This window comes from Pseudomonas sp. NFACC41-3, assembly GCF_900109505.1.
Lineage (GTDB): Bacteria > Pseudomonadota > Gammaproteobacteria > Pseudomonadales > Pseudomonadaceae > Aquipseudomonas > Aquipseudomonas chlororaphis.
This window is the reverse complement of sequence record NZ_FOAE01000001.1, coordinates 1-11384: the sequence shown is the minus strand read 5'-3', so window position 1 is coordinate 11384 and position 11384 is coordinate 1. Positions and strand designations below refer to the sequence as shown.

Genomic DNA, 11384 nt, shown 5'->3' with positions numbered 1-11384 from the left:
GGCTACAGGAACTCGTACACCTTGCAGGCGTTGGTGTAGCCGCTGGCGAAGCCTACGATCGAGCGCGAAGCGGTCGCGCTCTTGAGGGCCTCGAGGCTTCAGCGGCTACGGGAGGATTGTCGGGTGAATCAGGTGTTGCGCTTGCGCTCGGCGGCCAGGCGTTCGGCCAGCGCATCGATATCGGCCACGGGCGCTTCCGGCATCTTGCGCAAGGTGGCCTGCATCAGGCGCATCTGCCGCAGGAAACGCCGGCAATTGGGGCAGAACAACAGGTGATGGCGCTGGATCAGGCGCTGGCGAAAGCTCAGCTGACCATCGAGATAGTCGCTGGAGCGTGCCACTTGTTCCTTGCAGGTCAGCATTGGCCGGTCTCCTCGAAGTGCTCCACCGTAGCAAAAATCTTCAGCCGCGCCCGGTGCAGCAGCACCCGGACATTGGAGAGGGAAATGTCCAGAAGATTACAGATTTCCTCCAGCTCCAGGCCCTGGCGCTCGCGCAGGGTCAACACGCTGCCTTGCAGTTCCGACAAGCTCAGCAAAGTGTGCTCCAGGCATTCGCGCAGCTCGGCCTCGGTGAGCAGGGCTTCCGGGGTATCGGCGTGCCAGGCGAACGGCGCCACCAGCCAGTGACCGTCAGAGGAAGAAAAACGTTCGTCGCCGATGGTGCCGTGGGGTGCCGGCAGGTCATCCAGCAGGACTTCGCGGCGGTTCTGTTTGTAGCGGCTTTTCGCCGAGTTGGCGGTGATGGTCAGCAGCCAGGTCTTGAGGCTGGAACGCCCCTGGAAACCGGCCAGGTTGCGCACCACCGACAGCCAGGCATCCTGCACCACTTCGTCGGCGTGGCGCTGGCCGACAATGGCGTAGGCCACGGCGCGCATCGCGCTCTGGTAGGTGCTGACCAGTTCCTTGTAGGCCTTTTGCTCGCCGGCCAACAGGCGTTCAAGCAGTTGCGTGTCGTCAGCTGCGGACATTCATGCCTCGTAATCGGAATCCAGGATCGCAACCGCTGAATCAGCGGCTGCGATCCATAAGACTGTCAACGCTTGCGCAGAAGCACACTGCCAATCGAATAACCGGCGCCGAACGAGCTGAGCACCGCCAGCGAGCCGCCGGGCAGGTCGTCCTGGTTCTTGTGGAACGCGATCACCGAACCGGCCGAACTGGTGTTGGCGTAGGTGTCGAGAATCACCGGTGCCTCCTCTTCGGTGGCCTCGCGGCCCAGCAGCTTCTTGACGATCAGGTGGTTCATGCTGAGGTTGGCCTGGTGCAGCCAGAAACGCTTCACGTCGCTGACGTTCAGCTGGTTTTCCTGCAGGTGCTCGGCGATCAGTTCCGCCACCATCGGGCAGACGTCGCGGAACACCTTGCGGCCTTCCTGCACGAAGAGTTTGTCCGGCGCGCCGATGCCCTCTTCCGCGGCGCGGTTGAGGAAGCCGAAGTTGTTGCGGATGTTGTTGGAGAACTTGGTCAGCAGCTTGGTGCTGATGATGTCGAACTGGTACGGCGAGGTGGCCAGGTCAGCCCGTTCGATGATCACCGCGGTGGCCGCGTCGCCGAAGATGAAGTGGCTGTCGCGGTCACGGAAGTTCAGGTGGCCGGTGCAGACTTCCGGGTTGACCATCAGGATCGCCCGGGCCTGGCCCAGTTGCACGCTGTTGCAGGCCGCCTGGATGCCGAAGGTGGCCGAGGAGCAGGCCACGTTCATGTCGAAACCGAAACCAGCGATGCCCAGGGCTTCCTGGACTTCGATGGCGATGGCCGGGTAGGCGCGTTGCAGGTTGGAGCAGGCGACGATCACCCCGTCGATGTCCGCGGCGGTCTTGCCGGCGCGTTGCAGGGCCTGTTCGGCGGCGCCGATGGCCATCTGGCAGAGCACCGACCATTCGTCGTTGGAACGCTCGGGCAGGCGCGGGGCCATGCGCCGCGGATCGAGGATGCCGTCCTTGTCCATGACAAAGCGGCTTTTGATGCCGGAGGCCTTCTCGATGAAGGCCGCGCTGGATTCGGTCAGGGCCTGAACCTCGCCGCGCTCGATCGCTTGCGCGTTGTCGGCGTTGAACTGATGCACGTAGGTGTTGAAAGACTCCACCAGCTCTTCGTTGGAGATGCTGTTGGCCGGGGTGTACAGGCCAGTGCCGCTGATGACGACGTTATGCACGGTCGTTCCTCTATTCTGTTCAGGCAGAAGGTATTGGCACCGTCGTACCAAACCGTAAATGGTCTATCCCGACGGGCGGAATAGGACCTGACATCGCTTTATTCCGCTTTGCCCGGGCGGCGAACGCTCAAAACCGCGGGGCCGGCATTTATAACGGCGAAGTTTGCCATAAACGCCGGCGTTTGGCCCCATCGGCAAGCGTAGTCGGCGCAACATCGCCGATCCTGTAGCCGCTGGCGAAGCCTGCGATCGAGCGCGAAGCGGTCGCGCTCTTGAGGCCCTCGAGGCCCCTGCGGGGCCTTACGCAGCCTGCGGCAGCGGCTACAGCGCATCAGGCTTCCACCTGGCTCCACTGCTTGTTCAGGCGCTTGTCGGAAATCGGCGCCTTGGTGCCCAATTGCTGGGCGAACAGCGAGACCCGGTACTCCTCCAGCCACCAGCGGTACAGCTCCAGTTGCGGGTCGCGCTTGCCTTCCTGGGCATGTTTGCTCGCCCGCGCCTGGTACTGGTTCCACAGGCCGGCCAGCTCAGTACTCCAGACCCGGTCCTTCTGCACCTGGCTGCCGAGTTTCTCGAAACGCAACTCGACGGCCTTGAGGTAACGCGGCAGTTCCTTGAGCCACTGCGCCGGGGTCTCGCGGACAAACCCCGGGTACACCAGATGGCTTAGCTGCGACTTGATGTCGTTCAGCGCCACCGCCTGGGCCAGGTCGATCTTGCCCTTGAAACGCTTTTGCAGGCCATGCCAGAGCTTGAGGATCTCCAGGGTCAGGCGCGCCAGGCGCTCGGCGTGCTCGGTCCAACTGCCGCGCTTGCGCTCGGCCAGCGAGGCCAGGCCGGCGCCATCGCGCGGCAGGCTGTCCTCGCCTTCCAGCACGCAGCTGTCGAGGCTGGCCAGCAGGATGTCTTCCACCAGGGCATCGACGCGCCCCAGTTCGCGATACAGCAGGCCTAGCTCGGTCAGCCCCGGCAACTTGTTGCGCAGGAACTTGGCCGGCTCGGCCAGCTGTTGCAGCAACAGGCGCTGCAAGGCGCGGCGATGCTGGAACTCGGCTTCGGCCGGAGTGGAGAAACGCCCCTCCTTAACCGTGCCACCCTCTTCCACCAGCGCCGGATACACCGTCATCGACAGCCCGGCGATCTTCTGCTGGGTTTTCTCCGCCACCGCGGCGAACACCTTGGCTTCCACCGGCTGCTGGCTTTTCGCGGTTTGCGGCACCGCCAGGGCGGCCTGGCTGGCCTCGGCGAAACGCGCGGTCAGCTCGGCCAGGTCGCGGCCTTCGCCGAGGAACTTGCCCTGGGCGTCGACGATTTCCAGGTTCATCCGCAGGTGGCTTTCCACCTGTTGCGCCGACTCGGCCCAGGCCTCGTCGCTGACCCGCGCCCCGGTCATGCGCAGCAGTTCGCGGCCTAGGGCCTGGGGCAGCGAGCCCTGGGCGAAATCGATACGCGCCAGGGCCGCCTTGACGAAGTCCGGCACCGGTACGAAGTTCTTGCGCAACGCCTTGGGCAGGTTGCGCACCAGGGCGATGCACTTGGCTTCCACCAGCCCCGGCACCAGCCATTCCAGGCGCTCGGCGGGCAAGGCCGGCAGCAGCGGCGCCGGCACCCGCAGGGTTACGCCGTCCCGTGGATGGTTGGGCTCGAAGTGGTAACTCAGGGCCAGTTCCAGATCGCCGATCTGCAGGGTGTCCGGGTACTGCATGGCGGTGACTTCGCTGGCCTCGCGGGCCAGCACGTCTTCCTCGCGCATGATCAGCAACTGCGGGTCTTTCTGGCTATGCACCCGGTACCAGCTGTCGAAGGTCGCGGTCTGGTGGATCTCCGCCGGCAAGCGCGCATCGTAGAAGGCGAACAGGGTCTCCTCGTCAGCGAGGATGTCGCGGCGCCGGGCCTTGGCTTCCAGCTCGTCGAGCTGCTCGAGCAGCCGCGTATTAGCGCTCAAGCACTTGGCTTTCGACTGGATCTCGCCACGCACCAGGCCTTCGCGGATAAACAGCTCGCGCGACACCACTGGGTCCACCGGGCCGTAATGCACCGGGCGACGACCGACCACGATCAGGCCGAACAAGGTGATCTGCTCGTAGGCCACCACCTGCCCGCGCTTCTTCTCCCAATGGGGTTCGAAGTGGTTCTTCTTGATCAGGTGCCCGGCCAGCGGCTCGATCCAGTCGGCGTCGATCTTCGCCACCATGCGCGCGTAGAGCTTGGTGGTTTCCACCAGTTCGGCGGTCATCAGCCATTGCGGGCGCTTCTTGCCGATCCCCGACGACGGATGAATCCAGAAGCGCCGCTGGCGGGCGCCGAGGTAGTCGCCCTCCTCGGTCTTCTGGCCGATCTGGCTCAGCAGCCCGACCAGCACCGCCTTGTGCAGCTTCGGATAATCGGCCGGCTCCTTGTTCAGGCTCAATTGCAGGTCGCGGCAGATCAGGCTCAGTTGGCGATGGGAGTCGCGCCACTCGCGCAGGCGCAAGTAGTTGAGGAAGTTCTTGCGGCACCAGTTACGCAATGGGCTGGCGGTCAGCGCCTGGCGCTGTTCTTCGAAACCGCGCCACAGATTGACCAGGCCGGCGAAATCCGAGTCGGCGTCCTTCCACTGCGCGTGGGCCTGGTCGGCCGCCTGCTGGCGCTCCGGCGGCCGCTCGCGCGGGTCCTGGATCGACATGGCGCTGGCGACGATCAGCACTTCCTGCAGGCTACCCAGCTTCGCCGCTTCCAGCAGCATGCGGCCCATGCGCGGGTCCACCGGCAGGCGCGCCAGCTGGCGGCCCAGCGGCGTCAGCTGGCTGTTGCGATCCACCGCCGAGAGTTCTTGCAGCAGGTTGAAACCGTCGCTGATGGCCTTGCCATCCGGCGGCTCGATAAAGGGGAATGCGGTGATTTCACCGAGGCGCAGATGGAGCATCTGCAGGATCACCGCCGCCAGGTTGGTGCGCAGGATTTCCGGGTCGGTGAATTCCGGACGGCCGTTGAAATCCTCTTCGCTGTACAGGCGCACGCAGATGCCCGGCTCGACTCGGCCGCAGCGGCCTTTGCGCTGGTTGGCGCTGGCCTGGGAAATCGCCTCGATGGGCAGGCGCTGGACCTTGGCCCGATAGCTGTAGCGGCTGATGCGCGCGGTGCCGCTGTCGATCACGTAGCGGATGCCCGGCACGGTCAGCGAGGTCTCGGCGACGTTGGTCGCCAGCACTACCCTGCGGCCCGGGTGCGACTGGAAAATCCGCTGCTGCTCGGCCGGCGACAGGCGCGCGTACAGCGGCAGGATCTCGGTGTGCTTGAGCTGGGCCTTGCGCAGCATTTCGGCGGCGTCGCGAATCTCCCGCTCGCCCGGCAGGAACACCAGCACGTCACCCGGACTGCGGCGCTCGCTGCGCTCATGGGCGGCGATTTCATCGAGGGTGGCGAGGATCGCCTGGTCCACCGTCAGGTCGTCCTCGACCCGGTTGCCCTCTTCGTCCTGCTCCAGGGTCAGCGGGCGGTACCAGGTTTCCACCGGGAAGGTGCGGCCGGAGACCTCGACGATCGGCGCGTCGTCGAAGTGCCTGGAGAAGCGCTCCAGGTCGATGGTCGCCGAGGTGATGATGACCTTGAGGTCCGGACGCCGCGGCAGCAGGGTCTTCAGGTAGCCCAGCAGGAAGTCGATGTTCAGGCTGCGTTCGTGGGCTTCGTCGACGATGATCGTGTCGTAGCGTTCCAGGTAGCGGTCGTTCTGGGTTTCCGCCAGCAGGATGCCGTCGGTCATCAGCTTGATCAGGGTGTTGGAATCGCTCTGGTCTTCGAAGCGCACCTGATACCCCACCAGGGCACCCAGCGGCGTCGCCAGCTCTTCGGCGACCCGGCTGGCGACGCTGCGCGCGGCGATCCGCCGGGGCTGGGTGTGGCCGATCAGGCCGTGCTGGCCGCGACCGATTTCCAGGCAGATCTTCGGCAACTGGGTGGTTTTGCCCGAGCCGGTTTCGCCAGCGATGATCAGCACCTGGTACTTTTGCAGCGCCGCCTTGATCTCGTCGCGCTTGGCGGCGATCGGCAGGCTGTCGTCGTAGCGAATCGACGGCACGCTGGCGCGCCGCGTCAGCACCTGGGCGCAGGACGCCTGCATGCGCTCGACCCACTGCCCAAGCTTGGCCTCGTCGGGCTTCTTGCGCAGCTCAAGCAGCTGCCGACGCAACCGGTGACGGTCGGCGAGCATGGCGTGGTCGAGGGTTTTCAGCAGTTGGTCGATTGCAGGCGATTCGGAAGTCATCGGGTACGCAAGGGTCGTCTTATTTATGCAGGGGGCGGATTGTCGCAGATTTAACGAGCGAACGAGATCCTTGTAGCCGCTGGCGTAGCCTGCGTTCGGCTGCGAAGCCGCCGTAAACCTGCTTCCCGCGTATTGCTGATGTACCGCGAGCAGCGGTTTTGCGAGGACTTCGTCCCCGGACGCAGGCTGCGCCAGCGGCTACAGGGGCGTGCGGTGCAGGCTTATTCGTTGTCCCGTTCCTTGCGCCGGTACGGGAACACATCGATCACCTTGCCGGCGCGAATGGCCTCCTGCAGGCCTTTCCAGTAATCGGCGTTGTACAACTCGCCGTGCAACTGGTCGAACAGCTTGCGCTGCCCGGCGTCGGCGAACAGGAATGGCGGGAATTCCTCGGGGAACACGTCCAGCGGGCCGATGGAATACCAGGGCTCGGAGGCCATCTCGTCCTCCGGGGTACGCGGCGCCGGAATGTGGCGGAAGTTGGCCTCGGTGAGGAAGCAGATCTCGTCGTAGTCGTAGAACACCACCCGGCCATGGCGGGTGACGCCGAAGTTCTTCAGCAGCATGTCGCCGGGAAAGATGTTGGCCGCGGCCAGTTGCTTGATCGCCAAACCGTAGTCCTCCAGCGCCTCGCGCACCTGAGCCGGGTTGGCGTGGTCCAGGTAGAGGTTGAGCGGGGTCATGCGCCGCTCGGTCCAGCAGTGACGGATCAGCACCGTATCGCCCTCCACCGACACCGTGGACGGCGCGACTTCCAACAGTTCCTCCAGGCACGCGGGGTCGAACTTGCCCAGGGGAAAGCGGAAATCGGCGAACTCCTGGGTATCGGCCATGCGCCCGACCCGGTCGACGCTTTTCACCAGGCGGTACTTCTCGATCACCGTGGCGCGGTCGACGTTTTTCGACGGCGAGAAGCGGTCCTTGATGATCTTGAACACGGTGTTGAAGCCCGGCAGGGTGAACACGCTCATGACCATGCCGCGCACGCCCGGGGCCATGATGAACTGGTCGTCGGTGTTGGCTAGGTGGTTGATCAGCGCCCGGTAGAACTCGGACTTACCGTGCTTGTAGAAACCGATGGAGGTGTACAGCTCGGCGATGTGCTTGCCCGGCAGGATGCGCTTGAGGAAACCGATGAACTCCGCCGGCACCGGCACGTCGACCATGAAATAGGAGCGGGTGAAGGAAAAGATGATCGACACATCGGCTTCGTCGGTGATCAGCGCGTCGATCTGGATGCCCCGCCCTTCGCGGTGCAGCAGCGGAATCACCAGCGGCCACTGCTCGTCATGGGTGTAGATGCGCCCCACTAGGTAGGCGCCCTTGTTGCGGTACAGCACCGAGGAAAACAACTCCACCGCCAGTTCCGGGTCCTTGCACACCCAGTCCGGCAGGTTCTCCCGCAGCTGCGACTCCAGGCGCCGCAGGTCGCCGGGCAGGTCGGCGTAGGCTTCGCTGAAGCTGTAGTCGACGAAAATCTGTTCGAGCATCGTCGACAGATGGCCTTGCGGCCGGTAGGTGCGGGTCTGCGCGGCCCGGGCGCGGCGCAGGCTCGGCCGCGTGGTGTGGATGAACATGCAGCCGTCGCTGATCAGGTCATGGCTGAACAGGCCGCAGAAGGCCGAGTTGTACCAGGTCTCGGACAGCTCATCGTCGAAGCGCAGGTCGATCAGGCTGATATAGGCGCTTTTCACCAGCGGCCACTGATTGACGTCGAGCAGGGTCTCCAGGTCGAAGGTCGCGCGCAGCCGCTCCACGGTCTCGCTGACCTTTTCCTCGTACAGGTTGATCCGTGCCGCCGAGGCGGTCTGCGCCTCCTGCCACTGCGCCTGCTCGAAGCGCGCCCGGGCACCGTCGGTGATCTGGCGAAAATGCTCGCGGTAATCGTCGAAGCCATCGAGGATCGTTCGAGCGATATCGGCGGCGGGCCATTTCTGCGGCATGGTGAGACCTCTGCGGGAATTCGGAAAGGCCTGAGCTTAGCCAGTGAACCGGGTACAGGAGAAGTGCAATTTTGCGCAGATAGCGAAGGCGGCCGCCCATTCAACCGCAAGATAGCGATTGCCCGCGCCCTATCTCTCGGCAACACTCTCGCCCTGCTGAAAAAAGGGCCGTTGAACGGCCTATTAAAAGGAGTTGCGCCGTGAGACTTGTCGATACCCTGCGTTTGTTGTCCCTGGCCGCGATCTGGGGCGCGAGTTTTCTGTTCATGCGCATCATCGCTCCAGTGATCGGCAGCATTCCCACGGCCTTCTTTCGTGTCTCCATCGCCGCCACCGGCCTGTTGGTGATCCTTGCGTTGATGCGCATCAGCTGGGACTTCCAGGGCAAGTTCAAGACCGTGCTGCTGCTTGGCGTAATCAACTCCGGCATCCCCACCACTATGTATTCGGTGGCGGCCCTGGTGCTGCCGGCCGGTTATTCGGCGATCTTCAATGCCACCACGCCGTTGATGGGCGTGCTGATCGGCGGGTTGTTCTTCCATGAAAAACTGACCCCGCCAAAAATCGCCGGGGTCAGCCTGGGCCTGTTCGGCGTGGGCATCCTGACCCGTGCCGGCCCCATGGCATTCGACCTGGAACTGCTGCTGGGCGCGCTGGCCTGCCTGCTCGCCACCACCTGCTACGGCTTCGCCGGCTTCCTCGCGCGGCGCTGGCTGGACCAGGCCGGCGGCCTCGACAGTCGCCTCTCGGCCCTGGGCAGCATGCTCGGCGCCAGCCTGTTCCTGCTACCGATCTTCGCCTACAGCGCCATCAGCCAGCCGCCCGCCAGCTGGGGCGGCTGGAGCGTCTGGCTGTCGTTGCTGGGCCTGGGCCTGGCCTGCACCGCCTTTGCCTACATCCTGTATTTCCGCCTGCTGAGCTCGATCGGCCCGGTCAAATCCATGACCGTGACCTTCATGATCCCGCCGTTCGGGGTGCTGTGGGGCGCGTTGCTGCTGGACGAGCCGCTGTCCATGGCTCACCTGTATGGCGGCGTGCTGATCGCCGCGGCCTTGTGGCTGGTCCTCAAGCCAGGGGCCCGGGTCGCCTCGCCCCGGGAACTGGCGGATCGTTGATCGCGTCGATTCCCCGGCATTGCGAGCGGCCCTGAAACATGGGCGCGCTCGCCACTTGCATGACAGTCTCGATCAGGCTTGAGCGGAATCGAACCGCCTATCGGACACCGTAACTTCCGCCCTTCGGCAAAAGGACTTAAAACAATAAAAATCATCGCCTTCTAAAAACAAATACTGCTCTCTCAATAAAAATATCCCCTCAAGAAAAAAACCATTACCCCGCCGTCTTTATTTTTTACTCCCGCCTTTCACCCCCTCGTCCAAACCCCATAAAACTTGAACAAAATTCGCAAAAAAAGCCCGCACCAGAGAGTTCCACTGATAACAACAACGAACTAACCACAACCAACAAAGATTATTCTCGACCACCATAAAGATATTTCTGAAAAGTTTAAAAAAAGTTCCCAACCTCTCTCCCCACGTATATTCCCGCCTTCTTCTTTATTAAGTTACCGGCCCGTTCACAACTTCCCCAGACAACTTGATCAGTTATTCAACGCTTATGAACAGATCTCTCAGGCCGCACTGTTACAGCACCGGTCCTATTGCACTTCATAGCCAGAAAACTCCTCTCCCGGCCAGGAAGCGCCTCGCGCCTCTGTGCGGCCATCGAACGCTTTCAACCCCCGGCGCGCGCCGCTGATCCATAGCGCACTCAACGCCATTTCCACCCCTCCGACCACACAGGCACCGCCTTGGAAAAGAAAACCATGACACCCCACAGCTTCAGACCCTCCAGCACCGCGCTCGCCGTCGCACTGGCGTTGAGCTCCTTCGCCCCGGCCGTACTCGCTACGACGAACTGGACCGGAGACGCGCATCACATTGCCTATGACCAGGACGGCAATCCCTATCGCGTCGACGACAGCAACGCCTGGGAAAACAGTGGCAACTGGAGCAACGGCGCTCCCGCCAGCAATGACGTCGTCAACATCGACCGACCGCTCGCCGGGCGCAACAACCAGGTCGCGCAACTGGACAGCGCGCGAACGGTCGGCAGCCTGAACGTCGGCACCGCCAACAATGGCCTGGGCCAGTTGAATGTCGGCGCCAACGGCAAGCTGAACATCGGTGACAGCTTCACCCTGGGCACCGTCCAGGGCTCCACGGGCAAGGCCACCTTCAACAACGGCGCGACAGTGAACACGGGCGGCGACCTGATCGTCGGCAAAGGCGGATCGGCCGACCTGACCCTCAAAAACGGCTCCAAGGCCCGCTCCCAGGGCGACACCCTGATCGGCGCAGACCGCGGTGCCTCCGGCACCCTTATCGTCGACAGCGGCTCGACGCTGACCAGCGACAAGCGGCTGGTAGTCGGCGGCGCCGGCAACGGCACCCTGCAGGTCAAGAACGATGGCCAGGTCACCAGCCAGGACAGCATCATCGCCGCCGACCTGGGCTCCAATGGCACCACCAGCGTCGATGGCGCGGGCAGCCTCTGGAAAACCCTCGGCGACATGACCGTGGGCCAGTCGGGCAATGGCTCGCTGTCGCTGACCAACGGCGCCAAGGTGCAGACCGCTGGCAACACCGTGATCGCGGCGCAAAAAGGTTCAAGCGGTAAGGTCAGCGTCGACAACGGGACCCTCTCCACCGACAAGACCCTGATCGTCGGCGGCGCCGGCAACGGCGTCCTGGACATCAAGAACGGCGGTCAGGTCAACAGCCAGGACAGCATCATCGCTGCCGACCTGGGCTCCACTGGCACCGCTAGCCTCGATGGCGCGGGCAGCCTCTGGAAAAGCCTGGGCGACATGATCGTCGGCCAATCGGGCAACGGCTCGCTGTCGCTGACCAACGGCGCCAAGGTACAGACCGCTGGCAACACCGTCATTGCTGCCCAAAAAGGCTCAAGCGGTACGGTCAGCGTCGACAACGGTACGCTCTCCACCGACAAGACCCTGATCGTCGGCGGCGCCGGCAATG

Annotated in this window: 6 protein-coding genes and 1 pseudogene; 2 read left to right on the top strand and 5 right to left on the bottom strand. The window is 63.7% G+C overall.

Translation table 11 applies throughout. The annotated features are described in order from the left end of the window. Positions 1–128 precede the first annotated feature (128 nt). The 5 genes from BMY68_RS00035 to aceK all read right to left on the bottom strand — a co-directional run bounded on the left by BMY68_RS00035 (position 129) and on the right by aceK (position 8343). Positions 129–362 carry an anti-sigma factor family protein gene (locus BMY68_RS00035; RefSeq protein ID WP_085530102.1) on the bottom strand — a complete coding sequence of 78 codons (234 nt, stop codon included), beginning with the start codon at positions 360–362 and terminating at the stop codon, positions 129–131. Further along, complete coding sequence (locus tag BMY68_RS00030) at positions 356–970, bottom strand: RNA polymerase sigma factor (protein ID WP_009042639.1); 615 nt, start codon at positions 968–970, stop codon at positions 356–358. The genes BMY68_RS00035 and BMY68_RS00030 overlap by 7 nt, the downstream gene beginning before the upstream one ends. 65 nt (positions 971–1035) lie before the next feature. After that, positions 1036–2157, bottom strand: coding sequence for a beta-ketoacyl-ACP synthase III (locus tag BMY68_RS00025; RefSeq protein WP_085530101.1), 1122 nt, complete (start codon positions 2155–2157; stop codon positions 1036–1038). Between the two features lie 331 nt (positions 2158–2488). Continuing rightward, on the bottom strand, positions 2489–6400 hold the full coding sequence (hrpA, locus tag BMY68_RS00020; protein WP_085530100.1) for an ATP-dependent RNA helicase HrpA: 3912 nt from the start codon (positions 6398–6400) through the stop codon (positions 2489–2491). Between the two features lie 221 nt (positions 6401–6621). Continuing rightward, the gene (gene aceK / locus BMY68_RS00015) at positions 6622–8343 is read right to left on the bottom strand and encodes a bifunctional isocitrate dehydrogenase kinase/phosphatase (RefSeq protein ID WP_085530099.1); all 1722 of its coding nucleotides are present in this window, start codon (positions 8341–8343) and stop codon (positions 6622–6624) included. A gap of 200 nt (positions 8344–8543) precedes the next feature. Between aceK and BMY68_RS00010 the strand changes: the two genes are divergently transcribed. Together BMY68_RS00010 and BMY68_RS00005 are read left to right on the top strand one after the other, a co-directional pair. Next, a complete protein-coding gene (locus BMY68_RS00010; RefSeq protein WP_085530098.1) occupies positions 8544–9458 on the top strand; it encodes a DMT family transporter in 915 nt (304 codons plus the stop codon). A 710-nt stretch (positions 9459–10168) separates the two neighbouring features. After that, a pseudogene (locus BMY68_RS00005) lies at positions 10169–11384 on the top strand (autotransporter domain-containing protein); the annotation flags it as partial.

Coding starts and splice junctions, on each gene's coding strand:
- BMY68_RS00035 (WP_085530102.1), bottom strand. CDS start 362: ATGCTGACCTGCAAGGAACAAGTGGCACGCTCCAGCGACTATCTCGAT.
- aceK (WP_085530099.1), bottom strand. CDS start 8,343: ATGCCGCAGAAATGGCCCGCCGCCGATATCGCTCGAACGATCCTCGAT.
- hrpA (WP_085530100.1), bottom strand. CDS start 6,400: ATGACTTCCGAATCGCCTGCAATCGACCAACTGCTGAAAACCCTCGAC.
- BMY68_RS00030 (WP_009042639.1), bottom strand. CDS start 970: ATGTCCGCAGCTGACGACACGCAACTGCTTGAACGCCTGTTGGCCGGC.